The sequence below is a fragment of the Methylobacterium sp. AC690 genome (genome assembly GCF_979256535.1).
Map to the genome: position 1 here is coordinate 104,297 of NZ_CEEDOX010000003.1, position 23,663 is coordinate 127,959.

Sequence of the window (23,663 nt, forward strand, 5' to 3'; positions counted from 1 at the left end):
GGCCGAACGGCCCCGACCGAACTGCCCTGACCGAACTGCCCTGACGCCGAGAGCCACCGCGATGTCGATCCGCTACACGATCCTGCTTCCGCTGCTCGGCCTCATGCTCCTGGCGGGGATTCTCTCCGGTGTCACCGGGTGGGTCGGCCTCGGGGCCGTGGACGACCTGTCCCGCCTGGGCAGCCGCACCACCGAGATGAACGAGGCGAGCCGCATCGCCCGCGACCGCTTCCACCGCGCGGAGGCGCTGATCGCGCGGGTGAGCGCGATGACCGACCTCCTCGACATGGCGCCGATCCAGGCGGAGTTCACCGCCGCCGGGGATCAGCTGATGGCGCTGCTCGACCGGCTCGAAACCCTCGCCGAATCCGAGCGGATGGTGACGCTGGCCCGCAGCGCCGCCGCCGAGGCGCGGCAATGGCGCGGGGACGCGGAGGTCCTCCTGGGAATCCGCCCCGCCCGGGAGATCCCGACCCTCGACCGCATGGCGCAGGAAAGCCGGCGCCTGCGGCAGCGCTTCGACGAGGCGGTGGCGCTGGCCGCCGCGGATACGCGGAGCCGGATCGAGGCGACCCGGGCGGCGACCCTCTGGCAGATCCGGGCCATGCTCGGCCTCGTCGCCGTCGTCGTGGTCCTCGGCTCGGGCACGGCCTGGTGGCTGGCCGGCACGCTGGCCCGGCCCCTGGTGCGCCTGACCGCCGACACCACCCGCCTCGCCGGCGGCGACACCTCCGTGACGCTTTCCGCAACGGGGCGCCGCGACGAGATCGGCGACATCGCCCGCGCCGTGATGCGGATCCGGGACATGTCCCTGGCGGAGGCCGCCCGGCAACTGCAGACGACGGAGGCCGCGCGCCTGCGCGAGGAGCAGGCCCGGCGCAGCCTGTTGTCCGACCTTGCCGACCGGTTCGAGCGATCGGTGGGCGGCATCGTCGCGCATGTGGGCGAGGCCGTGACCGGCCTGCAATCCGCTTCCGAGACGATGCAGGTCGCGATCGCCGGAACCGCGGCCCGCTCCACCAGCGCGGCCGAGGCCGCGCGGCAGACGTCCGGGAACGTCACCGCCGTGGCCGCCTCCGCCGACCAGCTCGGTTCGACGGTCGCCGATATCGGCCGGCAGGTGGTGCAGGCGGCGGAGCTGTCCTCCGCCGCCGTGACGGCGGCCGCCCGCACCGGCGAGACCATGGCGGCTCTCTCCAGTGCCGCGACCCGGGTGGGGAACGTCGTCGGCCTGGTCTCGACCATCGCGGGCCAGACCAACCTCCTCGCCCTCAACGCCACCATCGAGGCCGCGCGGGCCGGCGAGGCCGGACGCGGCTTCGCCGTGGTCGCCACCGAGGTGAAGGAACTGGCGTCGCAGACGGCGCGGGCGACGGAGGAGATCCGCCAGCAGATCGCCGCGATCCAGGGGGCCACGGACGGCGCCGCGCAGGCGATCGCCGAGATCACGGCGCAGATCCACGCCATGAGCGGCGTCACGACGAGCATCGCCGGGGCCGTGGAGGCGCAGGGGACCACCACCCACGCGATCGTGCGGAGCATGGCGGAGGCGTCCGCCGGCACCGATCGGGTCACCGCCGACATCGCGGAGGTCGCCCACTCGGCCGACGACGCGGGCGGCGTCGCCCGCGCCGTCGCCTCCGCGGCGGATGCCCTTGCCGGGCAGTCGCGCATGCTGCGGACCGAGATCGAGGAGTTCCTCGGCAATGTCCGGGCGGCCTGAGCGGCGGCCCCGTCGCAGCGCCGGAGGAGGGACCCCGACCGGTCCGGAACGACGCCTTTGCGTGCGAAAACTTACGCTCGGTTAACCTTGCTGAGGTCTGATCCGTCCGAGCCGCTCCCCCTCGGCCAGGTTCGTTGACGGCGCTCAGAGGCCCATGGTACCCCGATTCATCCCGTCAACGGCGATTTTCGGATCGACGGACGCAGCCTGTCCCAGGCAGGCCGGTGTCCGCATGCGCGGTCGCGTGACGCGTCGACCCGGAGACGCCCCGTCTCTCCGAGCCGCGCCCGCGCGCTCCAGCCCCGTGGAAGGGACGCATGCGCCGCATCAGTCCGGTCGAGTCCTCGCTCCGTCCCTCCGCGCCCTCGGTCGCGCGACCGCCGCGCGTCGGGATCGCCCGATGACGCGCGCCCCCCGCGAGGCGCGGGTGAGCCGGGTGTCCGACGGGGCGCCCCACGTCCCCGTCCTGCTGGCGGAGGTCCTCGAAGCCCTCGACCTGCCGGGCCGGACCCTGGCCGTCGACGGCACCTTCGGGGCCGGCGGCTACACGCGCGCGATGCTCAAGGCCGATCCGTCCGTTCACGTTCTGGCGATCGACCGCGATCCCGGCGCCATCGCGGGCGGTGCGCCCCTGGTGACCGAGGCCGGCGGCCGCCTGACCCTGGTCCCGGGCCGCTTCGGCGGCCTCGACGCCTGCGTCCGCGACGCGGGGCACGCGTCCGCCGACGCGGTCGTCCTCGATATCGGCGTCTCCTCGATGCAGATCGACCAGGCCGAGCGCGGCTTCTCCTTCCGCAACGACGGCCCCCTCGACATGCGCATGGAGCGCGCCGGGCCGAGCGCCGCCGACCTCGTCAACGAGTCCGAGGAAGCCGACCTCGCCGACATCATCTTCCACTACGGCGAGGAGCGCCGCTCCCGCGCCGTCGCCCGGGCGATCATCGAGGCGCGCCGCAAGGCCCGCATCGAGACCACCGCGGCCCTCGCCGACATCGTCGCCAGCGTGGTCTGGGCCGATCCGGCCAGCGGCATCCACCCGGCGACCCGGACCTTCCAGGGCCTGCGCATCGCGGTGAACGACGAGCTCGGCGAGCTCGTCCAGGCGCTCCACGCCGCCGAGCGCATCCTGCGGCCGGGCGGCCGGCTCGCGGTGGTGACCTTTCACTCCCTGGAGGACCGCATCGTGAAGCAGTTCTTCTCGGCCCGCAGCGGCCGGGCGGCCCAGGCCTCCCGCCACCTGCCGAGCCTGGACGCGCCGGCGCCCCGCAGCTTCGCGGTGGTGACCAAGGGCCCGGTGCTGCCCACCGACGCCGAGACCGCCGCCAATCCCCGCGCCCGCTCGGCCAAGCTGCGCGCGGTGGAACGCACGGACGCCCCCGTGCCCGCCCCCCTGGCCGCCATCGAGACCCTGGCCGCGCTGCCCGCGCGGACAGGTCGGAGCGGAGGAGCACGCCGGTGATCCGTTTGCTCAACCTGATCGCGGTGCTCGGCCTGATCGGCTCGGCGATCTACGCCTACTCGATCAAGTACGACACGCTCTACCAGGCCGGGCAGGTCTCGAAGGCCCAGACCCAGCTCAAGAAGGAGCGCCAGGCCATCGCGGTGCTGCGCGCCGAGTGGCAGCTCCTGACCCGGCCGGACCGGCTCCAGGCGGCGGTGGAGCGCTACCTCGCCCTCGAGCCCATCGGCACCGCCCATCTCGGCCGCCTCGCCGACCTGCCGGCGCGGCCCGACCGCGGCGACGAGATCGGCCGGCTGCTGGCGGCCACCGCGACGCCGAAGGAGAAGCCGGTGGCGGGGCGCGGCGGTGACGAGCCGCGCACCACCGGCAGCATCACGCCGCGCACCACCACGACCAGAACCCCGACCACGACTTCGAGGTAGTGCCCGTGTCCGAAGTCCCGCCGCCCGGCCAAGACCCGATCCATTCCCCGGAGACCGCCTCCGCCGCCGAGCCGACCCGCGCGCCCGTCGAGGCCGGCGCCGGCGCGCCGCCGGACGCGCGCCCGGTCGAGCGGACGCGGCTGGAGCCGGCCGCAGAGGCCGTCGCGTCGCCGGCCCTGTCGAAGCGCGCCTGGGTCGCCCGCAACGCGCGGGCGATGTTCCACCTCGCCATCGAGCGCTCCTACACCCGGGTCGGCCTCGTGGGCCTCGCCTTCACCCTGGTCTTCACCACCATTTCCGGGCGCCTGATCCTGGGCGCCGCCTTCCCGGAGGCGGATAACGGCGACCGCCGGATCGCGGCCGCCGCCACCACGGCGATCCGGCCGGACATCGTCGACCGCAACGGCGAGATCCTCGCCACCGACATCCGCACGGTCTCGATCTTCGCCGAGCCGCGCAACATCTACGACAAGGACGAGGCGGTCGAACTCCTCACCGCCGTGCTGCCGCAGATCAACGCCACCGAATTGCGCGCCAAGCTCTCCACCAAGAAGGGCTTCGTCTGGGTCAAGCGCGAGATCACCCCGAAGCAGCAGGCGGAGGTCCACCGCCTCGGCATCCCGGGCATCGGCTTCCTGCCCGACCACAAGCGCGTCTACCCGAACGGCGTCGCCGCCGCGCACATCCTCGGCGTGACCAACCTCGACAACATCGGCATCGCCGGCATCGAGAAGTACATCGACAACCAGGGCAACAAGGCGCTCAACGATTTCGGCCTCGTGGCCAAGCAGACCGACCTGTCGCCGATCCAGCTCTCCATCGACCTTCGGGCGCAGTTCGCCGTGCGGGACGAGCTCGCCTGGGGCCTCGACCACTTCAAGGCCAAGGCCGCCGCCGGCATGATCCTCGACGTCCAGACCGGCGAGGTGATCGCGCTCGCCTCCCTGCCGGACTTCGATCCGAACGACCCGGCCGACGCGCTCAACCCCGACCGCATCAACCGCATGAACGTCGGCGTCTACGAGATGGGCTCGACCTTCAAGGCGATGACCCTGGCGATGGCGCTGGATTCCGGCAAGTTCAACGTCAACTCGACCTTCGACACCCGCGGCGGCGTGCTGAACTGGGGCCGCCAGAAGATCCACGAGTACCACGGCACCAACCGCGTCATCACCATGCCGGAGGTGTTCACCCACTCGTCGAACATCGGCTCCGCCAAGATGGCGCTGGGCATCGGCGTGCCCGGCCACAAGGCCTTCCTGAAGAAGATGGGCCTGACCGACCGGATGCGGACGGAACTGCCCGAGAGCGCCGAGCCCATCGTGCCGGCGCGCTGGACCGAGATCAACACCATCACCATCGCGTTCGGCCACGGCCTCGCGGTGGCGCCGATCCAGGCGACCGCGGCGGTGGCCGCCATCGCCAACGGCGGCTTCCTGATGACCCCGACCTTCCTCAAGACCACGCCCGAGGCGGCAATGGCCAAGGCCACCCGGGTGCTGAAGACCGAGACCAGCGAGGCGATGCGCTTCATCATGCGCCTCAACGCCGTCGAGGGCTCGGCCAAGAAGGCCGCGATCCCGTACTACTTCGTCGGCGGCAAGACCGGCACGGCCGAGAAGGTGATCCACGGCCGCTACGTGAAGAACCGCCTGTTCACGACCTTCATGGCCGCTGCCCCCATGAACAACCCGAAATACCTCTTCGTCACCATCATGGACGAACCCCAGGGCCTGCCGGAATCCGGCGGCTACGCCACCGCGGCCTGGAACTCCGGCGTCGTCACCGGCCGGGTGATCGAGCGCGTCGCCCCCGTCCTCGGCCTGCCGCCGCAGTTCGATCCGCCGGTGAAGCCCTTCCCCCTGATGGTGAAGCTCGGCGCCTACCACGCCACGCAGGTGGACGGACGATGAGCGGGCCGACCCTCGGCGCGCTCTTTCCCGAGGCGGAGGCCGGCCTCGCCGGCCTGCCGGTCGCCGGGCTCACGGCCGATTCGCGCAAGGTCGCGCCGGGCTTCGTCTTCGTCGCCGTGCCCGGCACCGTCGCGGATGGCCGGCGCTTCGCCGCGACCGCCGCGAGCGCCGGCGCCGTGGCGGTGGTGAGCGAGGGCGCGCGGCCGAAGGGGCTCGAGGCCGGCGTGCCCTACCTCGCCGTGGCGGACGTGCGCCGCAGCCTCGCCCTCGCGGCCCGGGCCTTCTCGGGCCGGCAGCCGGCCGAGGTGGTGGCGGTGACGGGGACGAGCGGGAAGAGCTCGGTCACGGATTTCGTGCGCCAGATCCTGGCCCGCCTCGGGGCCGAGGCGGCCAGCCTCGGCACGGTCGGCATCGTCACCAACCGGGGCGCCACCTACGGCTCCCTGACCACCCCCGACCCGGTGACCCTGCACGCCACCCTGGCGCGGCTCGCCGAGGACGGCATCGACATCCTGGCGATGGAGGCGTCCTCGCACGGGATCGAGCAGCGCCGCCTCGACGGGGTCGCGCTCGCCGCAGTGGGCTACACCAATCTCGGGCGCGACCACCTCGACTACCACGCCACCATGGACGACTACCTGGCGGCCAAGCTGCGGCTGTTCACGACCCTGGCGCAGCCCGGCATCCCGGCGGTCATCAACATCGACGGCGCCTATGCCGACGTCGTCGTGGCGGCCGCCGCCGCCCGCGGCCTCGACGTCCACACCACGGGGTCGAAGGGCGACACCGTGCGGCTGATCTCCGCGCGCACCGAGGGCTTCCACCAGCACCTCGTCCTGCAGGCCCCGGGTCCGACGGGCCGGCTGGACGAGTATGCCGTGCGCCTGCCGCTGGTCGGTGCCTTCCAGGTCGAGAACGCGCTGCTGGCCGCCGGACTCGTGCTGGCGATCCCCGCCGGCCGGGCCGACCCCGCCGGCGTCATCGCCGCCCTCGACCATCTCACCGGGGTCCCGGGCCGGATGGAGCGGATCGGCGAGGTCCATGGCGGCCTCTGCCTCGTGGACTACGCCCACAAGCCGGAAGCCCTCGCGGGCGTGCTGACGGCCCTGCGCCCCTTCGCGACCGGCCGGCTGCGCGTCGTCTTCGGCTGCGGCGGCGACCGCGACACCGGCAAGCGCCCGATCATGGGCGCCATCGCGGCCGAGAAGGCGGACGCCGTCATCGTCACCGACGACAATCCGCGCAGCGAGGACCCGGCCGCGATCCGCGCCGCGATCCTGGCCGCCGCCCCGGGCGCCGTCGAGATCGGCGACCGGGCCGAGGCGATCCGCACCGCCGTGCGGGCGCTGGAGCCCGGCGACGTGCTGGTGGTGGCCGGCAAGGGCCATGAAACCGGCCAGATCGTGGGGTCACAGGTCCTGCCCTTCTCGGACCACGACGTCCTCCGGGCTGCGATCGCGGAACGCTCAGCATGACCGACAAGACGCCGCCCGGCACGACTCCGCCAGGCACGACCCAGCCGGGCACGACTTCGCCAGGCACGACCCCGCTCTGGACGCCCGAAGCCCTGGAAGCCGCCACCGGCGGGACCCTGCTGGGGCCCCGCAGGCCGATCACCGGGGCCTCGATCGATACCCGCACGCTGGCGCCGGGCGACCTGTTCTTCGCCATCCGGGGCGAGGCCCGGGACGGGCACGACTTCGTCGCGGCCGCCCTGGGGCGCGGTGCCGGCGCCGCCGTGGTCGCGGCCGACCGGGCGCAAAGTTTCGCCGAAGCCGGGCCGGTGCTGGCGGTCGCGGGCGCGGGCGAGGATCCCGTCCTCGACGCCATGCGCACGCTCGGCGCCGCGGCCCGGGCCCGAACCGGGGCGGGCATCGTCGCGGTGACGGGCTCGGTCGGCAAGACCGGGACCAAGGAGGCCCTGCGCCACGTCCTCTCCGCGCAGGGGCCGACGCACGCCTCCATCGCCTCCTACAACAACCATTGGGGGGTGCCCCTGACCCTGGCGCGCATGCCGGCCGACACGCAGTTCGGCGTGTTCGAGATCGGCATGAACCACCCGCGCGAGATCGTGCCGCTGACCGCGATGGTGCAGCCCGACATCGCCCTGGTCACCACGGTCGAGCCCGTTCACGTCGAGCACTTCGCCTCCGTCGCGGCCATCGCCGACGCCAAGGGCGAGATTTTCTCCGGCCTCAAGGCCGGCGGCACCGCGATCATCAATCGCGACAACCCGCATTATGCCCGCCTCCTCGCCCATGCCCAGGCCTCGCGGGCCGGCCGGGTCGTCAGCTTCGGCGAGCACCCGGAGGCGGATGTCCGCGCCCAGCGCATCGTGCTCCGCCCCGACCTCTCGGTGGTCGACGCCGTGGTGATGGGCATCCCGGTCACCTACCAGCTCGGCACGCCGGGCCGGCACACGGCCATGAATTCGCTCGGCGTGATGGCGGTGGTGCATGCGCTCGGCGCCGACCTCGCCCGCGCGGCCCTGTCGCTGGCGGCCCTGCGGCCCCCGGTCGGCCGCGGCGAGCGCACCGCCCTGGCGATCGGGGAGGGCGAGGCCTTCCTGGTGGACGAGAGCTACAACGCCAACCCGGCCTCGATCCGCGCCGCCCTGGCGACCCTGGCCGGCATCGAGACCGGCCCGCGCGGGCGCCGCATCGCTGTGCTGGGCGACATGCTGGAGCTCGGGCCGGAGGGCGAGGCCCACCACCGCGCCCTCGCCGGGCCGGTGGAGGCCGCCAAGGTCGACCTCGTCTTCACGGCCGGCCCCCTGATGCGCAACCTGTTCGAGGCCCTGCCGGTGAGCCGGCGCGGCGCCTCCGCGGCGACCTCCGCCGACCTGCTCGAGCCCGTGCTCTCGGCCCTGCGCCCCGGGGACGCCGTGATGGTGAAGGGCTCGAACAGCATCCGCATGGGCCGGATTGTCGAAGCGCTCAAAGCCCGTTACGCGAACGCCCAAGCCGAACCGCCGCGCGCCGTCGCGCGCTGAGGCGACCTTCATCACGGCCGGGGAGGGGTGCTGCGCGCCCCTGAGCCTCCGGCTGATTTCGCATTGAACCACGGCCGGGTGCTGGATGCTGTATCTCCTGTCGGACCTGAGCGGCACCGTCTCCGCCCTCAACGTCTTCCGCTACATCACCTTCCGCACCGGCGGCGCGCTGTTCACGGCGGGCCTGTTCGTGTTCTGGTTCGGGCCGCTGATCATCTCCTCGCTGCGCCTGCGCCAGGGCAAGGGCCAGCCGATCCGCGAGGACGGCCCCCAGTCGCACCTGCTGACGAAGCGCGGCACCCCGACCATGGGCGGCCTGATGATCCTGGCCGGCTGCGTGGTCGCGATCCTGCTCTGGGCCAACCCGCGCAACCACTACGTCTGGGTCACCCTGGCGGTGACGCTGGGCTTCGGCGCGATCGGCTTCTACGACGACTACCTCAAGGTGACGAAGCAGTCGCACAAGGGCTTCTCGGGCAAGTTCCGCCTGCTGCTGGAAGCCTGCATCGCCATCGCGGCCTGCGTGCTCATCTCGGTCTACTCGGCTCCGACCCTGCAGAACCAGCTCGCCTTCCCGATCTTCAAGGACGCGCTGCTCAACCTCGGCTGGTTCTACGTGCTGTTCGCCGCCTTCGTGATCGTCGGTGCGGGCAACTCGGTGAACATGACCGACGGCCTCGACGGCCTCGCCATCGTGCCGGTGATGATCGCCTGCGGCACCTTCGGCGTCATCGCCTACCTCGTCGGCAACGTCTTCACGGCCGGCTACCTGCAGGTGAACTACGTCCGCGACACCGGCGAGCTCGCGGTGGTCTGCGGCGCGGTGATCGGGGCCGGGCTCGGCTTCCTCTGGTTCAACGCGCCCCCCGCCCAGGTCTTCATGGGCGATACTGGGTCCCTGGCGCTGGGCGGCCTGCTCGGCACCATCGCGGTGGCGACCAAGCACGAGATCGTGCTGGCGATCGTCGGCGGTCTGTTCGTGCTCGAGATGATGTCGGTGATCATCCAGGTCGCGTCGTTCAAGCTGACGGGCAAGCGGGTCTTCCGCATGGCCCCGATCCACCACCACTTCGAGCAGAAGGGCTGGAAGGAGCCGCAGGTCGTGATCCGGTTCTGGATCATCGCCGTGATCCTGGCGCTGGCCGGCCTCGCCACTCTGAAGCTGCGCTGAGCCCGTCGCCATGCTGAGCCCGTCGTCATGACGCCCGTCACCACCTTCGCCGGCCAGAAGGTCGCCCTGTTCGGCCTCGGCGGCTCCGGCCTCGCCACGGTCCGCGCCCTGATCGCCGGCGGTGCCGACGTCCTGGCCTGGGACGACAGCCCGGAGAGCACGGGCCGCGCCCGCGGCCAGGGCATCACGGTGTCCGACCTGCGGGAGGCCGACTGGAGCGGCTTCTCGGCCCTCATCCTCGCCCCCGGCGTGCCCCTGACCCACCCGGCGCCGCACTGGACGGTGGAGAAGGCCGGCGCGGCCGGCCTCCCGGTGATCGGCGACATCGAGCTGTTCTGCCAGGAGCGCCGGGCGCGCGCGCCGGGCGCGCCGTTCGTCGCCATCACGGGGACCAACGGCAAGTCGACCACCACGGCGCTGATCGCCCACATCCTCGCCTCCGCCGGGCGCGACGTGCAGATGGGCGGCAACATCGGCACGGCGATCCTGTCCCTGGAGCCGCCGGCGCCGGACCGGATCCACGTGATCGAACTCTCGTCGTTCCAGATCGACCTGACGCCGAGCCTCGACCCGAGCCTCGGCATCCTCCTCAACATCACGCCGGACCATCTCGACCGCCACGGGACGCTGGCCGACTACGCCGCCATCAAGGAGCGGCTGGTGGCGGGCGCGGACCGCACCATCGTGGGCGTCGACGACGACCTCAGCCGGGCCATCGCCGACCGCCGGGGGGGCCCCTGCGTGCGGATCCACGTGGGACTGCCTGAGGCGGGCTTCGACGGCCTGTCGGCCCGCGACGGGACGGTGTTCGACGCCGACGGCGCAGCCATCGCCGACCTCGCCGGGATCGGGTCGCTGCGCGGGGCGCACAACTGGCAGAACGCGGCGGTGGCCGCCGCCTGCGTCCGGGCCCTCGGGATCGACGACGCGGACCTCGTCGCCGGCCTGCGCAGCTTCCCCGGCCTGCCCCACCGCATGGAGGAGGTCGGCCGGCGCGGGCGCGTGCTCTTCGTCAACGATTCGAAGGCGACCAACGCCGATTCCACCGAGAAGGCGCTCACCGCCTTTCACGACATCCACTGGATCCTCGGCGGCAAGGCCAAGGAGGGCGGCATCGCCCCCCTGGCGCCGCTCTTCGGCCGCGTGGCCCACGCCTACCTCATCGGCGCGGCGAGCGACGCCTTCGCCGCCACGCTGGAGGGCCGGGTGCCCTACACGGCCTGCGGCACCCTCGCGGTCGCCACCGCTCGGGCGGCCGAGGCCGCCGCGGCGTCGCCGGCGGCCGAGCCCGTGGTGCTGCTCTCGCCGGCCTGCGCCTCCTACGATCAGTTCCGCAGTTTCGAGGATCGTGGGGATCAATTCCGGAATCTGGTGCGCGCGCTGCCCTGAGGCGGGCCGCGCGCGGATTCGCCATCCAAATTCTCAATCATTCTCGCGTCCCATCGGCGGCGTGTAGCGCGGTCCCGCCCTGTCGGCGGCGCGGTGATGGGTTGAGTGCATGGCGTTCACGATGGCACCCGGCGCGTCGCGCTGGCAGGCGGGAGCCTGGGCCCACATCCCCGTCCTGCACGTGCTCCGGCGCCTGGCGACGCTGCTCCTCGTCGCCTTCATCTTCTTCGCCTGCTTCGCCTTCTCGGACACCTCGCCCTACGACGTGGTGGCGATCCCCACCATCGTGCTCTGGCTCTGTCTCGGCCTGCGCCTGCACCGGGGCATGGTGCCGCTGCTCGGGCTGCTGATCCTCTACGTCGGTGCGATCACGGTGGCGCTGCTGCCCTATATCGACCAGGCCCTGCCGGTGACCTGGACGATCCAGCTCGCCTACCTCGCCATCACCGGCGTGTTCTTCGCGATGCTGTTCGCCGACGACACGCAGGCGCGGATGGAGCTGGTGCTCAAGACCTTCGTGGCGAGCTGCCTCCTGTCGAGCGCCTTCGGCATCGTCGGCTATTTCGGGTTCATCCCCACCGAGGACCTGTTCTACAAGTACGGTCGCGCCTCGGGCACCTTCCAGGACCCCAACGTCTTCGGCTCGTTCCTGACCCTCGGCGCCCTCTACCTGATGCACGGCCTGCTCCTCGGCACGAGCCGGCGGCCGGTCCTCGCCTGCGCGATCCTGATGGTGATCGTGGCCGGCATCTTCCTGTCCTTCTCGCGCGGCTCCTGGGCCGGCTCGCTCATCGCCGTCGCGGTGATGGTCGGCAGCGTCTACACCACCACCCCCTCGGCGCGCCTGCGCCGCCGCATCGTCACCCTGACGGTGCTGGCCCTGGTGGCCACCGCGGTCGCCATCGTCGGCCTGCTGTCGATCGGCGACACCGCCGAGATGTTCTCGAAGCGCGCCGCGGTCACGCAGGACTACGATACCGGCGAGACCGGACGCTTCGGCAACCAGCTGCGCGGCCTCAACATGCTGGTGGACGAGCCCTTCGGCATGGGCCCCCTGCGCTGGCGCCTGATCTTCGCCCTGGAGCCGCACAACACCTATATCGGCAGCTTCGCCAATGGCGGCTGGCTCGCCGGCGTCACCTTCATCGGCCTCGTCGTGATGACGAGCGTGGTCGGCTTCCGCCTGATGCGCCGCGACACGCCCTATCGCCGCCACGCCCAGATCGTCTGGCCCGCCCTGCTGATGTTCTTCCTGCAGGCCTTCCAGATCGACATCGAGAAGTGGCGCCACGTCTACATGATGCTGGGCATGATCTGGGGCCTCGAGGCCGCTCGCCTGCGCTGGCTGACGGGTGGGCGGGTGTCGGTCAGGCCGACCCCTCGCTAGGCCCGGGCCTCCGGTCCGGCTTCTCCGCCCCCCGCTCGCGGGGAGAGGAGGGACGCACGCGCCCGCAGAAGCCTAGTCCGGCTTGTCCTGCGCGTCGTCCGCCGCGTTCGTGTCGTCCGGCTCCTCCGGCTCCGGATCGGCCGTCCAGCGCGTCGCGAAGGCGGCGAGGTGGCGGGCATCCGCGAAGGCCAGGACGGTGACGGCCCGGTCCGCCGGCATGCCGCCGGGATAGGGCGACAGCAGCACCTTCTCCTCGGACAGTTTCGCCCCCGGGGCGTGCGCGGCGAGCCAGGCCTCGGCCTCGTCCGACAGGCGCGACGGGTCGGCCGCGTCGCGCGCCCGGGAATCGCCGCGCAGGACGAGGACGTAGGAGCCGAGCGCCGGATTGCGCTGCTGCACCGCTTTGACGATGTCGAGAAACATGCCGATCGGTTCCCAGTCGTGCTCAGTGCAGCTTCACGCGCGACTCGGTGCGCCGGGTCAGGGCCCGGGCGACCGCGTCGAGGGTGGTCTTGACCGTGCCGTGCAGGGCCTGCTCGTGCATCTTGTACAGCGAGCGATACATCATCCGGGCGAACAGTCCGGCGATGAACATGTTCTTGCCCTTGATGAACCCCATCAGGCTGCCGACCGTCGAGTATTCGCCCAGCGAGACCAGCGAGCCGAAGTCGCGGTACTTGAAGGGCTTGAGCGGCCTGCCGGCCATCTTCTCGGGGATGATCTTGATGAGGTGCGTCGCCTGCTGGTGGGCCGCCTGGGCGCGGGGCGGGATCGGCGTGTCGGAGCCCTTCTCCACCAGGTAGGCGCAGTCGCCCATGGCGAAGATGTCGGGATCGCGGGTGGTCTGCAGGGTCGGCGTCACCACGAGCTGGTTGTTGCGCGTGGTCTCGAGGCCGCCGATCTCGTGCAGGAAGGGCGGTGCCTTGACGCCGGCGGCCCAGACCACGAGCTCGGACGGGATGAAGCCGCCATCGGCGAGCTGGACCCCGTCGGGCCGGACCTCGGTGACCCGGGCCCCGGTCCGGACCTCGACGCCGATCTTGTCCAGCAGCACCATGACGTCGCGGGACATGCGCTCCGGCACCGCCGGCAGGATGCGGCTCGCCGCCTCCACCAGGGTGATCTTCAGGTCCTTGGCCGGGTCGATGCGGTCGAGCCCGGTGGCGGCCACGTCGCGGGTGGTGCGGTGGAGCTCGGCGGCGAGCTCGGTGCCCGTCGCCCCGGCGCCGATGACCACGACGTGGAGCTGGCCGGCCCGCACCGGCCCCGGCTGGGTGTGGGCCCGCAGCATGCCGTTGATCAGGCGCTGGTGGAAGCGCACCGCCTGGCCCTGGGTGTCGAGGGCGATGGCGTTCTGCTGCACGCCGGGTGTGCCGAAGTCGTTGGTCGTCGAGCCCACCGCCATCACCAGCGTGTCGTAGGGGATCTCGCGGATCGGCGTGACCTCGCGCCCCTCGGTGTCGTGGCTGGCCGCGAGGTGGATCACCCGCTTGGAGCGGTCGAGACCGGTCATCTCGCCGATGCGGTAGCGGAAATGGTGCCGGTGGGCGTGGTGCAGGTAATCTACCGCGTGGTGGCCGACATCGAGGCTACCGGCGGCGACCTCGTGCAGCAGCGGCTTCCAGATGTGGGTCCGCGCCCGGTCGACCAGGGTCACGTGCGCCTTGCTCGTGCGGCCGAGCTTGTCGCCCAGTTTCGTGGCGAGCTGCAGCCCCGCCGCGCCGCCGCCGACGACCACGATGCGGTGCAGATTGTCCTCGGTTTCGCCCGGTACCATGTCGCTCAGGTCCTCGTGTCTCACGATTGTGCGGATGCGTGCCCCCACGGCGAGCGCCGCATCGTCATCCCGGTGTTCAGCTTAGAAGGATTGTAAATCGACCGCCATTCCCATCACGCCGGCGCGCCCGGCTGACGCAGGGGATGGGCCCGGGCGAAGGCGTCCTGGGCTAGGCAGTCCTCGGCGATCCGGCGCACCGTGGGGAAGGGCGCCGTGTCGACGCCGAAGATGCCGGTGCCGACCCACAGGCTGACGAGGCAGAGATCGGCGTGGCTCACCGCGTCGCCCTGGGCGTAGCGGCCGGTGCCGGGCTCCCGGGTCAGGCGCGTCTCCAGGGTCTTCAGCCCGGTCGCCATCCAGTGGCGCACGAAGTCGAGCATCCGCTCGCGCGGCAGGTCGTAGGTCTCCATCAGGAAGTTGCGCACCCGCGGCACGTAGAGCGGATGGGTGTCGCAGGCGACGACCTGGGCAAGGGAGCGGGCGCGGGCCCGCGCGCGCGGCTCGTCGGGCAGCAGCGGCGCGGCCGGATGGATGTCCTCGAGATAGTCGAGGATGGCCAGGGACTGGATCAGCGGCGGGCCGTCGCCATCGAAGAACGCCGGCACCGCCCCCTGCGGATTGATCGCGAGGAAGTCGGGCTTGAACTGCTCGCCGGCATCGAGGTCGAGGAAGATCTCCTCGTAGGCGATGCCCTTGAGGTTGAGGGCCACCCGCACCCGGAACGCTGCGGCCGAGCGCCAATTGCCGTACATCTTCATGCGCGCAACGTTTCCTCTTCGCGGAGTCTTATCCGTCTCTTAGCGCCCAGGACCACACCCGACATCGCGCTCGCCCGCAAGCCCGTTCTGCCGGCGAAGGCCCGTCGGATGCACGATTTGGCAGCGCCGTGATCATCGCGCATAGGAGGAGACGAGGTGTTCATCCTCGGCCGATGAGTGACGCGATGCAGATCGAAACGCCCTACCTGATGTTCCTCGGCGACGTGCCCGACCGCCTGGCCGCCAAGACCGCCTACGGCATCAAGGACTGGCGCCCCGAGTGGTGCGTCGGCCAGCTGCGCCTGCCCGGCTGCGCCGCCGACCTCGGGATTCCGGACCTCACCCTGGCGGAGGCCGTGGCGCAGGGCTGCCGCACCCTGGTGATCGGCGTCGCCAACGCGGGCGGCATCCTCCCCGAGCACTGGGTCGCCGAGGTGGTGGCGGCCCTGGAGGCTGGGCTCGACATCGCCAGCGGCCTGCATGCCCGCCTGGGAGCGGTGCCGGCGATCGCCGAGGCCGCCGAGCGCCACGGCCGGCAATTGCACGACGTGCGGCACACCGCCGAGACCTTCGCCACCGGCAAGGGCACGCGGCGGCCCGGCCGCCGCCTGCTCAGCGTCGGCACCGACTGCTCGGTGGGCAAGAAGTACACCGTGCTCGCCCTGGAGCGCGGCATGCGGGAGCGCGGCCTCGACGCGGATTTCCGCGCCACCGGCCAGACCGGCGTCTTCATCTCGGGGCGCGGCGTCGCCATCGACGCCGTGGTGGCCGACTTCATCTCCGGCGCCGTCGAGTGGATCGCCCCTGCGGCCGCGCCCGAGCACTGGGACCTGCTCGAGGGCCAGGGCTCGCTGTTCCACCCGTCCTTCGCCGGCGTCAGCCTCGGGCTGCTGCACGGGGCGCAGGCCGATGCCTTCGTGGTCTGCCACGAGCCGACCCGCACGACCATGCGCGGCGTCCAGCACCCGCTGCCCACCATCCGGCAGGTCATCGACCTCACCGTCCAGCTCGGGCGCCTGACGAACCCGGACATCCGCCCGGTGGGCATCGCCGTCAACACGCAGGACCTGGAGGAGGGGGCGGCCCGCACGCTGCTCGCCGCTCTCGCCCGCGAGCACGACCTGCCGGCCACCGACCCGGTCCGCTTCGGCGTCGAGGCCATCGTCGATCGGATCGTCTCCGAGTTTCCCCCGGCCCATACGGGGGCGAGCGCGTGACCCGGCACCTCGACGTCGCGGTCGAGACGTTCCCGATCGCCGGGGCCTTCACCATCGCGCGGGGCAGCCGCACCGAGGCGGTGGTGGTGGTCGCCACGGTCACGGACGGGGAGGGCCGGATCGGGCGCGGCGAGTGCGTGCCCTATGCCCGCTACGGCGAGACCGTGGAGAGTGTCGTCGCGCTGATCCGCGACCATGCCGAGGCCATCGCCATGGGGGCGACCCGGGCCGACCTGCAGGTCGGCATGAAGCCGGGTGCCGCCCGCAACGCCCTCGATTGCGCCCTGTTCGACCTCGAGGCCAAGCAACTCGGGCGCCCGGCCTTCGAGATCGCCGGCCTGTCGGCCCCGCAGGTCGCCACCACCGCCTACACCCTGAGCCTCGGCGACCCGGAGAGCATGGAGGCGGCGGCCCGCCAGGCCGCCCACCGGCCCCTGCTCAAGGTCAAGCTCGGCGGGACGGGCGACCCGGAGCGGATCGCCGCGGTACGGCGGGGCGCTCCCGATTCACGCCTGATCGTGGACGCCAACGAGGCCTGGCGCGCGGAGACGATCGAGGCCAACCTGGCGGCCTGCGTCGCCGCCGGCGTCGGCCTGATCGAGCAGCCGCTGCCCGCCGGCGAGGACGCGCTCCTCGCCGAGATCGCCCGGCCGATCCCGATCTGCGCCGACGAGAGCCTGCACGACCGCGCCGGCCTCGATGCCCTCAGCCGGCGCTACGACGCCATCAACATCAAGCTCGACAAGGCCGGCGGCCTGACCGAGGCGGTGATGCTGGCCCACGAGGCCCGGGCGCGGGGCTTCTCGCTGATGATCGGCTGCATGGTCGGCACCTCGCTGGCCATGGCGCCCGCCATGCTGCTCGCCCACCACGCCGACTACGTCGACCTCGACGGTCCGCTCCTCCTGTCCCGCGACCGGGAGCCGGGCCTGCGCTTCGAGGGCAGCCTGATCCATCCGCCGGAGCCGGCGCTCTGGGGGTGAGGGCGGCGTGACCTGCGGATCCGTCCCTGCATGCAGCGGGGACGGATCGCCGAGCGGTCCTCGGAACGCCGGTCTGCCTCGGGGAAGCGGAGCGGGCGGAACGGCTGCGGCCGAAGGGCCACTACAGACGGCCCCCTACGGACGGGTCCCTGCAGACGGGCCGTCGGGCGCCCATCACCCCTTCACGATGGCGCGCAGGAAGTAGACCAGCGCCGTGAAGGTCACGAGGCTCGCGGCGTAGAAGGCGACGAACCAGAGCAGCCGGCGGCCCTTGGCCCCGGATGAGCCCCCGCTCAATGCCCGTAGCCCCCGGATTCGAGGTCTTCCGCCACCTTCCCGCGGAAGACCCAGTAGGCGTAGGCGGTATAGGCCAGGGTCAGCGGCATCACCACGGAATAGCCGACGAGGGCGAATTGCAGGGCGCTCACCGCGTTGGCCGCCTGCCAGATCGTGTAGTGCGGTGGCACGATGTAGGGGAACAGGCTGATGGCGAGGCCGAGGAAGCCGAGCAGGAACAGCGCGACGGTGAGCAGGAAGGGCGCCACGTGGCGTCCGTTGCGGATGCCCTGGAAAATGCCCCAGGCGACGAGGGCCGTCACCACCGGAACGGGGGCCACGTAGAGGATGTTCGGCCAGGCGATCCAGCGCCACTGGATGTCGAGGCCGAGGAACGGCACCCAGGCGCTCACCACCGCCATCGACACGATGGTGGCGGCCAGGAATTGCAGGCTCTTGCGCCGGGCCCAGATCTCGAGCTCGCCCGAGGTCTTCATCACGCACCAGGTCGCCCCGAGGAGGCCGTAGCCGCAGACGAGGCCGATGCCGGTGAGCACGCTGAAGGGAGTGAGCCAGTCCATGGTGCCGCCGGCGAAGCCGCGGCCCTCGACCTTGAAGCCCTGGACGAAGGCGCCGAGCACCATGCCCTGCGCGAAGGTGGCCAGCAGCGAACCGTAGTGGAAGGCATTGTCCCAGACGAACTGCGAGCGGTCGGCCTTGAACCGGAACTCAAAGGCGACCCCGCGGAAAATCAGCGCGATCAACATCAGGATGATCGGGATGTACAGCGCCGGCAGCAGGATGGCGTAGGCGACGCTGAACACCGCGAACAGGCCGCCGCCGCCGAGCACCAGCCAGGTCTCGTTGCCGTCCCAGATCGGCGCGACCGAGAGCATCATCCGGTCCCGCCAATTGCCCTTCCGCGCGGCCGTGAACAGGATGCCGACCCCGAGGTCGAAGCCGTCGATGACCACGTACATCGCCACCGCGAGCGCCAGCAGGCCCGCCCAGACCACGGGCAGCCAGAAGGCGGCGCCCTCGTATTCCATCCCGAAGCCGAACATCCGCTGGATTCCTCGCCGCGTCGCGAACCAACTACCCCCTTACGGGGACGCGCGTTCCCCGCGTTGCGCCACCGTAGCGCGATCGGCATGCGTTTGCGCGCCCCGCCACGGGACTTTTCTGTCGCTGTCCAACAGGGTGTCGCGGGAGGCGGGCCGACCGCTGGGCGAGGCCGCGAGGGCCTGCCCGGCCCGCCGCCCGATCTCCGCGGCCCCCTCGCGCAGGGCGGCGTCGCGCACGGGCGCGGGCAGGGCGTCCCAGGCCTCCGCCGCCGCATCCGCCACCGCCGGCGGTGTGGGCGCGGGCTCGCCCTGGTGCTGAAGCGCCAGCCAGGACAGGACGCCGATGACCAGACCGGCACGGATGAGAAAGGACATGGGTTTGTGGCCCGGACGCGCCCCGGCCGGGGCGCGAGCACCGTCGGGCGCGAGCGGTAAAGAGGGCCTGACGCACCGCCGGCAAAGCGCCGGAATGGTGAACACAAGCTTATCCCGGTGTCATTCTAGGCTTTTTCGTGTCGTGCCCCGAAAAGGTCTATCGGACAGACCGGTGACAGTTACGTCCCGGAAAGCATGCGGAGACAATCGGACTGTCTAGCGCAAGACTCGCTTAAGTCGGCTCTGCGAAGTTGGCCTCAGTCGAGTTCTCGTCGAGCCAAGGGGCGTCGGGGTGGCCGTCGGGCCGTGTCCGCGCTGTGCGTGTCGGTATTGCGTATCTACGGTGCCCTGGCTTCCCTCATCGATGTCCGCCTCGCGGGGCTCGTCCATGAGTCGGTGAAAGAGGATGGCGGCGTGCGCTTCCGGCACGAGCGCTTCCTGGTCTCGCGCCTCGCCACCGGCCTGATGATGATGCTGGGCCTGCCGCCCTACCTGGTGCTGCGCGGGGTGCCCACCGGCGTCGAGGCCCTGGCCATCGCCAGCCTGATGCTGCCCGTCTTCGCCGCCGTGCTCCTGTCCCGCACCGGCATCCTCTGGCTCGCCCACGCCATCTCCTCGGCCGGCCTCACCGGCGTGGTGGTCTGCCTCGCTATGATGACGGGCGGCGCCGAGTCCGCCGCCGCGATCTGGCTGGTGGCGATCCCCCTGGAGGCCGTGGTCTCGGGCTCCCGGCGCGCCACCCTGGCGGCCGCCATCGTCGCGGCCCTCGGGGCCCTCGCGGTCGCCCTGCTGCCGCCGCTGGCCGAGGGTACTCCGCTGCCCGAGTGGTCGCGCGCCCTGGCGATGCCGGTCTTCGCCATCACGGCGATCGGGCACATCGCGGCCCAGGCCCTCGAGCATTTCCGCCACGAGGGCCGCTGGCTCGCCCGCCTGCGCGACAACGAGCGCCGCGACCGCATGCTGCTCTCGGCCATCGACGACCTGGTGACCTGGCACGACCCGAACGGCCGCGTCCTCGAGGCCAGCGCCTCGGCCACCCGCTTCCTCGGCGCCGATCCGGCCTCCCTGCAGGGCCACGGCCTGCTGGAGCGCGTCCATGTGGGCGACCGCCCCCTGCTGCTGCAGGCCCTGAGCGACGTCGCCGCGCATGGCCGCCCGGCGCGGGTCCAGTTCCGCCTGCACCTCGACGTCGCCTCGGCCCGCGGCGAGACCGCGCCGCGGGTGATCTTCGCCGAGATGCGTATTCATCGGATCGACGGTCAGGCGGCGGAGACGGTCACGGCCGGCCGCCTGCAATCCAGCGTCGTCGCGGTCACCCGCGACGTGACCGAGCACCGCCGCCACGCCGAGGAGCTGGAACAGGCCCGCGCAGAGGCCGAGCGCGCGGACGAGGTGAAGAGCCGCTTCCTCGCCAATGTCAGCCACGAGCTGCGCACGCCGCTCAACGCCATCATCGGCTTCTCCGAGGTGCTCTCGGGGGAGGGCGGGATGGTGACCGATCCCGAGCGCACGCGGGAATATGCCGGCATCATCCGAAATTCCGGCCAGCACCTCCTCGAAGTCGTCAACACGCTCCTCGACATGTCGCGGATCCAGAGCGGCCATTTCGACTACACCCCGGAGCCGTTCGACCTCTCGGCCCTGATCCAGACCTGCTGCAACCTGATGCAGCTGAAGTTCGACCAGGCCGGCGTCACCCTGGTGCGCGATGCCAGCGTCACGCCGGTGGAGATCACCGCCGACATGCGCGCCTGCCGCCAGATGGTCATCAACCTCCTGTCGAACGCGGTGAAGTTCACCCCGCGCGGCGGGCGGGTCGAGGTCGGCCTGCGCGGCTCGGGCCGGCACCTCGACCTCATCGTCGCCGATACCGGCATCGGCATCAGCGAGGCCGACCTGCCCCGCATCGGCAGCCCGTTCTACCAGTGCGCCGGCGGCTACGAGCGCACCCACGAGGGCACCGGCCTCGGCCTCTCCGTGGTGCAGGGCCTCGTCGGCCTGCATGGCGGCGCCATCACCATCGAGAGCACCCGGGGCGAGGGCACCACGATCATCGTCACCCTCCCGCGCGCCTGCCGGGTCGGCACCGGCGCCATCCCGTCGGCCCCGATCCGCACCCGCCTGCGCCTGCCGGTCTCGGGCGGCAGCCTCGTCGCCGCCGTGAACGACGGACCCGTGCCGATGCGCCGGCCCATGGGCCTGTTCGAATCGAGCCCCGAGCCGGTGCGCGAGAGCTACGTTCCCCTGCGGCGCGCCGGATGAGTGCGCCGCGATCCTGCCGGCACCGGATGGTCCGGACCCCGCATTGCGCGGGGCCCGGACGCCGGTGCGAACAGTCCTGAGGAGATCGAATGCGCGAGCCGCCAGCACGCCGCGACCAGCGAGAGATCATCGTTCCGTCCCGCGGCCGCGAGGCCCGGCCCGTCGCCCGGCGTCGGCCGGCCCCCGGCGGCGTGGCGGGGTTCGGGAGTCTGGCGGGGTTCGGGGCCCTGGCGGGAGGCGCGGGCCGCGCCATCCTGCGCCATCCCGGCGAGGTCCTCGGAGTCGCCGTCGTTCTCGGCGCGGTGTCGATGATCTGCCTGAACGCGCTCGGCTACCAGATGGGCCGCCATCCCGCGCCGATCTTCCCCAAGCTGCCCGCCAAGCCGGCGCTCGCCCGGGCCGCCGAGGCCCCGAAGCCGGCTGCCGCCGCGGTCGCGAAGCTGGAGGCCGCCAAGCCTGAGGCGTCCGGAAAGCCCGAGGCGTCCGGAAAGCCCGAGGCATCGAAGCCGGACCCGGCCCGGGTCGAGGCGGCACGCGCGCCGCGGGACGGCATCGGCGAAATCATCCGGTCCGGCGAGCCGGCCGGTGCGGAGACCACCGCCTCGGTGACGACCCTCGGGGGCCTCTCCGTCGCCCAGGCGCAGCGCGCCCTGGTCAAGCTCGGCTACGGGCCGCTGAAGGCCGACGGCCTGATGGGCGCGAGCACCCGGGCGGCGATCGAGAAGTTCGAGCGGGACCGCAAGCTGCCGGTCAAGGGCGAGCCCTCGACGCGGACCTTCCGTGAACTCGCCACCCGCGCGGGCGCCTCACGGGGCTGATCCGGCGGGGCGGCGTGCTATAGACCGGCGCATGGCACGCCTGCGCTCGGATTTCTGGGTCTCCGCCCATCTTCGCCGCCTCGGGATCGAGGGCATCGCCGCGGTCCAGCGCCGCCGCGGCGCCCCCGAGGCGGGAGCGATCTTCGTGAAGGTCGATCGCCTCGACGGCAGCGCCGATCTCTACGGCCCGGCCCCGCAATCCCTCGTGGACACCGAATCCGACGGCGACCGCCGCTTCGTGGCCCTGCTCAGCGAGGCCACGCCCGCCGACGTGGAGGTGCGCCTCGGCAAGGAGCTGCGCTTCGACGACGACCTCTGGATCGTCGAGATCGACGACCGCGCCGGGCGCCACCGCCTCGACCTCGCCGAGTAGGCGGATTCGCGCGGGCGTTTCGCGCGCGGCCGGTTCGAGGGTGAATCAGTTCGCCTGGCGCTGCCGGCTCGGCAGGGGCGTGCGCAGGGGCGGGCGCTCGCTGGCCGAAGCCTGCGCCCGGGGGCGCTGCGCGTCCGGGGCATGGTAGGGCTGGTGCGCCGCGCCGGCCGCCCGCTCGGGCGGGGTCCAGTCGAGGATCGCCGCCAGCAGGTCGCGGGCAGCGACGCGCGGCAGGGTGCGGAACAGCTTCACCAGGTTGAACACCCGGTCGACCGACTGGGCCACGGTCTCGTTCAGGGTGAGGTAGATGTAGACCGCCTCCTCCTCGTGCAGGCCGGCAGCGCGCAGGGCGACCGTCAGCAGCTCGTAGCGCAGCGACGGATCGGGGGTGGTGGCGAGGAAGCCCTTGGGCAGGGCGAGCAGCTCGGTGAGGGCGGCCACGAACCCGGCCACGTCGCCCCGGGCGGAGAAGCCGGTGAGCACGGCACCGGCCTCGCGCGGCGCCGGCGGGGCCGGCCGCAGGGCCGCCGTCGCCATCATCGCGTGACCGATCGCCTCGCGGCGGGCCTCGTCCGCCAGCAGGAACAGCGGCGCCACGTCGGCATGGGCGAGGTCGTGACGGGCGAGGAGCGCCCGGGCAAGGTCCGGAATCTTGCGGGCCCGGGCGACGATGCGGGCCAGCATCTCGCCCTGGAGGGCTACGGCCGGATTGGCGGCCAGCGCCCGGTCGATGGCCGGATCCTCGCGACCGATCAGGTCCAGGACGGTGGCGCGGCTGAGGTCGTGCCGGGTGGCGATGGCAGGGCCGAGTTCGGCATCCTCGGCCAGGGCGGCCTGGATCATGGCCTGCGTCAGGATCGGCGCGTGGGCGATGACGGCGTCCCGGGCGCCGCCGCCGCGTTCCACCAGGGCGGCCAGGAGGGCGGGCGGCGTGTCGGGGAAGGGCGCGAGCTTGCGGGCGACGATCTCGGCGGTCTCGGCGTCGACGATCGGGATCAATCCCCCGGCCAGGGAGGCGAAGGCCGCGAGCGTCTTCCGGTCCCGGACCACCGCCGAGAGAAAGAGATCCGTCTGCACCCGAAGGATGACGGGTTTCAGATCGAGGTTGTCGAGACGCGACAATTCGATCAGGCCGGAGAGGTCCGGCGCATCGTCGAAAGATGGGGACATGGCACTTCGGTTACGCAGAACTCGCTGATCGGGAGGATTAGCGGAATTGCGTGAACCGACCTTTAAGGACGGTCGCTCGGAACCGTCCCTGCATGCGCCATGCTGGCCCGGAGCCCGGTGACGTAACCGGG

The 23,663-nt window shown here is 72.0% G+C and carries 21 protein-coding genes; 14 read left to right on the forward strand and 7 right to left on the reverse strand.

The features are described 5' to 3' along the window. Positions 1 to 61: 61 nt before the first annotated feature. From AC0IY1_RS04625 to AC0IY1_RS04665, 9 genes are all read left to right on the forward strand, one after another. Positions 62 to 1,723, forward strand: a complete 1,662-nt coding sequence (locus AC0IY1_RS04625; RefSeq protein WP_055955184.1) for a methyl-accepting chemotaxis protein — start codon at positions 62 to 64, stop codon at positions 1,721 to 1,723. 400 nt (positions 1,724 to 2,123) lie between these two features. Further along, complete coding sequence (gene rsmH / locus AC0IY1_RS04630) at positions 2,124 to 3,182, forward strand: 16S rRNA (cytosine(1402)-N(4))-methyltransferase RsmH (RefSeq protein ID WP_055955181.1); 1,059 nt, start codon at positions 2,124 to 2,126, stop codon at positions 3,180 to 3,182. Beyond that, complete coding sequence (gene ftsL / locus AC0IY1_RS04635; protein WP_055955178.1) at positions 3,179 to 3,607, forward strand: cell division protein FtsL; 429 nt, start codon at positions 3,179 to 3,181, stop codon at positions 3,605 to 3,607. Before rsmH ends, ftsL begins: the two co-directional genes overlap by 4 nt. A 140-nt stretch (positions 3,608 to 3,747) precedes the next feature. After that, the gene (locus AC0IY1_RS04640) at positions 3,748 to 5,520 is read left to right on the forward strand and encodes a peptidoglycan D,D-transpeptidase FtsI family protein (RefSeq protein ID WP_055955479.1); all 1,773 of its coding nucleotides are present in this window, start codon (positions 3,748 to 3,750) and stop codon (positions 5,518 to 5,520) included. Continuing rightward, a complete protein-coding gene (locus AC0IY1_RS04645) occupies positions 5,517 to 6,995 on the forward strand; it encodes a UDP-N-acetylmuramoyl-L-alanyl-D-glutamate--2,6-diaminopimelate ligase (protein ID WP_055955175.1) in 1,479 nt (492 codons plus the stop codon). The genes AC0IY1_RS04640 and AC0IY1_RS04645 overlap by 4 nt, the downstream gene beginning before the upstream one ends. Further along, positions 6,992 to 8,512: a UDP-N-acetylmuramoylalanyl-D-glutamyl-2,6-diaminopimelate--D-alanyl-D-alanine ligase gene (locus AC0IY1_RS04650; protein ID WP_082513143.1), complete on the forward strand. Its 1,521-nt coding sequence runs from the start codon at positions 6,992 to 6,994 to the stop codon at positions 8,510 to 8,512. Before AC0IY1_RS04645 ends, AC0IY1_RS04650 begins: the two co-directional genes overlap by 4 nt. 85 nt (positions 8,513 to 8,597) lie before the next feature. Then, complete coding sequence (gene mraY / locus AC0IY1_RS04655; protein ID WP_055955172.1) at positions 8,598 to 9,683, forward strand: phospho-N-acetylmuramoyl-pentapeptide-transferase; 1,086 nt, start codon at positions 8,598 to 8,600, stop codon at positions 9,681 to 9,683. Positions 9,684 to 9,710: 27 nt separating this feature from the next. Next, entirely contained in the window at positions 9,711 to 11,072 is a 1,362-nt protein-coding gene (murD, locus tag AC0IY1_RS04660) for a UDP-N-acetylmuramoyl-L-alanine--D-glutamate ligase (RefSeq protein ID WP_055955169.1), read from the forward strand. Positions 11,073 to 11,181: 109 nt separating this feature from the next. Then, entirely contained in the window at positions 11,182 to 12,459 is a 1,278-nt protein-coding gene (locus tag AC0IY1_RS04665) for an O-antigen ligase family protein (RefSeq protein WP_055955166.1), read from the forward strand. Between the two features lie 72 nt (positions 12,460 to 12,531). Here the strand turns inward: AC0IY1_RS04665 and AC0IY1_RS04670 are convergent, their stop codons facing one another. The 3 genes from AC0IY1_RS04670 to maiA all read right to left on the reverse strand — a co-directional run bounded on the left by AC0IY1_RS04670 (position 12,532) and on the right by maiA (position 14,994). Beyond that, positions 12,532 to 12,882: a hypothetical protein gene (locus AC0IY1_RS04670; protein ID WP_055955163.1), complete on the reverse strand. Its 351-nt coding sequence runs from the start codon at positions 12,880 to 12,882 to the stop codon at positions 12,532 to 12,534. Between the two features lie 22 nt (positions 12,883 to 12,904). Then, positions 12,905 to 14,236 (reverse strand): NAD(P)/FAD-dependent oxidoreductase, encoded by a 1,332-nt coding sequence (locus tag AC0IY1_RS04675; protein WP_055955160.1) that lies wholly within the window; start codon positions 14,234 to 14,236, stop codon positions 12,905 to 12,907. Between the two features lie 113 nt (positions 14,237 to 14,349). Next, positions 14,350 to 14,994 (reverse strand): maleylacetoacetate isomerase, encoded by a 645-nt coding sequence (gene maiA, locus AC0IY1_RS04680; RefSeq protein ID WP_055955157.1) that lies wholly within the window; start codon positions 14,992 to 14,994, stop codon positions 14,350 to 14,352. A 185-nt stretch (positions 14,995 to 15,179) separates the two neighbouring features. On the opposite strand from maiA, the gene dgcN reads away from it, so the two are divergent. Both dgcN and dgcA read left to right on the forward strand, forming a co-directional pair. Then, a complete protein-coding gene (gene dgcN / locus AC0IY1_RS04685; RefSeq protein WP_055955155.1) occupies positions 15,180 to 16,211 on the forward strand; it encodes an N-acetyltransferase DgcN in 1,032 nt (343 codons plus the stop codon). Further along, positions 16,208 to 17,194, forward strand: coding sequence for an N-acetyl-D-Glu racemase DgcA (gene dgcA / locus AC0IY1_RS04690; protein ID WP_471768022.1), 987 nt, complete (start codon positions 16,208 to 16,210; stop codon positions 17,192 to 17,194). The genes dgcN and dgcA overlap by 4 nt, the downstream gene beginning before the upstream one ends. Before the next feature lie 174 nt (positions 17,195 to 17,368). On the opposite strand, the gene AC0IY1_RS04695 is transcribed toward dgcA, so the two are convergent. The 3 genes from AC0IY1_RS04695 to AC0IY1_RS04705 are packed head-to-tail and all read right to left on the reverse strand — an operon-like array spanning position 17,369 to position 18,909. Next, positions 17,369 to 17,491 (reverse strand): hypothetical protein, encoded by a 123-nt coding sequence (locus AC0IY1_RS04695; protein ID WP_280137553.1) that lies wholly within the window; start codon positions 17,489 to 17,491, stop codon positions 17,369 to 17,371. Next, the gene (gene cydB / locus AC0IY1_RS04700) at positions 17,488 to 18,534 is read right to left on the reverse strand and encodes a cytochrome d ubiquinol oxidase subunit II (protein WP_055955150.1); all 1,047 of its coding nucleotides are present in this window, start codon (positions 18,532 to 18,534) and stop codon (positions 17,488 to 17,490) included. The genes AC0IY1_RS04695 and cydB overlap by 4 nt, the downstream gene beginning before the upstream one ends. Before the next feature lie 39 nt (positions 18,535 to 18,573). After that, positions 18,574 to 18,909 carry a hypothetical protein gene (locus AC0IY1_RS04705; RefSeq protein ID WP_055955147.1) on the reverse strand — a complete coding sequence of 112 codons (336 nt, stop codon included), beginning with the start codon at positions 18,907 to 18,909 and terminating at the stop codon, positions 18,574 to 18,576. Positions 18,910 to 19,230: 321 nt separating this feature from the next. On the opposite strand from AC0IY1_RS04705, the gene AC0IY1_RS04710 reads away from it, so the two are divergent. The 3 genes from AC0IY1_RS04710 to AC0IY1_RS04720 all read left to right on the forward strand — a co-directional run bounded on the left by AC0IY1_RS04710 (position 19,231) and on the right by AC0IY1_RS04720 (position 22,362). Continuing rightward, positions 19,231 to 21,171 (forward strand): sensor histidine kinase, encoded by a 1,941-nt coding sequence (locus AC0IY1_RS04710; protein ID WP_055955474.1) that lies wholly within the window; start codon positions 19,231 to 19,233, stop codon positions 21,169 to 21,171. An 89-nt stretch (positions 21,172 to 21,260) separates the two neighbouring features. After that, positions 21,261 to 21,989 (forward strand): peptidoglycan-binding domain-containing protein, encoded by a 729-nt coding sequence (locus tag AC0IY1_RS04715; RefSeq protein ID WP_055955144.1) that lies wholly within the window; start codon positions 21,261 to 21,263, stop codon positions 21,987 to 21,989. Positions 21,990 to 22,020: 31 nt separating this feature from the next. Next, positions 22,021 to 22,362 (forward strand): DUF1491 family protein, encoded by a 342-nt coding sequence (locus AC0IY1_RS04720; protein WP_055955141.1) that lies wholly within the window; start codon positions 22,021 to 22,023, stop codon positions 22,360 to 22,362. Between the two features lie 45 nt (positions 22,363 to 22,407). Here the strand turns inward: AC0IY1_RS04720 and AC0IY1_RS04725 are convergent, their stop codons facing one another. Further along, entirely contained in the window at positions 22,408 to 23,532 is a 1,125-nt protein-coding gene (locus tag AC0IY1_RS04725) for a DUF2336 domain-containing protein (protein ID WP_055955138.1), read from the reverse strand. Between the last annotated feature and the right edge of the window lie 131 nt (positions 23,533 to 23,663).

What these genes read in the sequence shown, in the direction of transcription:
- AC0IY1_RS04625 (WP_055955184.1), top strand. Translation starts at nt 62, where the DNA reads ATGTCGATCCGCTACACGATCCTGCTTCCGCTGCTCGGCCTCATGCTC.
- rsmH (WP_055955181.1), top strand. Translation starts at nt 2,124, where the DNA reads ATGACGCGCGCCCCCCGCGAGGCGCGGGTGAGCCGGGTGTCCGACGGG.
- AC0IY1_RS04645 (WP_055955175.1), top strand. Translation starts at nt 5,517, where the DNA reads ATGAGCGGGCCGACCCTCGGCGCGCTCTTTCCCGAGGCGGAGGCCGGC.
- AC0IY1_RS04650 (WP_082513143.1), top strand. Translation starts at nt 6,992, where the DNA reads ATGACCGACAAGACGCCGCCCGGCACGACTCCGCCAGGCACGACCCAG.
- mraY (WP_055955172.1), top strand. Translation starts at nt 8,598, where the DNA reads ATGCTGTATCTCCTGTCGGACCTGAGCGGCACCGTCTCCGCCCTCAAC.
- murD (WP_055955169.1), top strand. Translation starts at nt 9,711, where the DNA reads ATGACGCCCGTCACCACCTTCGCCGGCCAGAAGGTCGCCCTGTTCGGC.
- AC0IY1_RS04665 (WP_055955166.1), top strand. Translation starts at nt 11,182, where the DNA reads ATGGCGTTCACGATGGCACCCGGCGCGTCGCGCTGGCAGGCGGGAGCC.
- AC0IY1_RS04670 (WP_055955163.1), bottom strand. Translation starts at nt 12,882, where the DNA reads ATGTTTCTCGACATCGTCAAAGCGGTGCAGCAGCGCAATCCGGCGCTC.
- AC0IY1_RS04675 (WP_055955160.1), bottom strand. Translation starts at nt 14,236, where the DNA reads ATGGTACCGGGCGAAACCGAGGACAATCTGCACCGCATCGTGGTCGTC.
- maiA (WP_055955157.1), bottom strand. Translation starts at nt 14,994, where the DNA reads ATGAAGATGTACGGCAATTGGCGCTCGGCCGCAGCGTTCCGGGTGCGG.
- dgcN (WP_055955155.1), top strand. Translation starts at nt 15,180, where the DNA reads ATGCAGATCGAAACGCCCTACCTGATGTTCCTCGGCGACGTGCCCGAC.
- cydB (WP_055955150.1), bottom strand. Translation starts at nt 18,534, where the DNA reads ATGTTCGGCTTCGGGATGGAATACGAGGGCGCCGCCTTCTGGCTGCCC.
- AC0IY1_RS04705 (WP_055955147.1), bottom strand. Translation starts at nt 18,909, where the DNA reads ATGTCCTTTCTCATCCGTGCCGGTCTGGTCATCGGCGTCCTGTCCTGG.
- AC0IY1_RS04715 (WP_055955144.1), top strand. Translation starts at nt 21,261, where the DNA reads ATGCGCGAGCCGCCAGCACGCCGCGACCAGCGAGAGATCATCGTTCCG.
- AC0IY1_RS04720 (WP_055955141.1), top strand. Translation starts at nt 22,021, where the DNA reads ATGGCACGCCTGCGCTCGGATTTCTGGGTCTCCGCCCATCTTCGCCGC.
- AC0IY1_RS04725 (WP_055955138.1), bottom strand. Translation starts at nt 23,532, where the DNA reads ATGTCCCCATCTTTCGACGATGCGCCGGACCTCTCCGGCCTGATCGAA.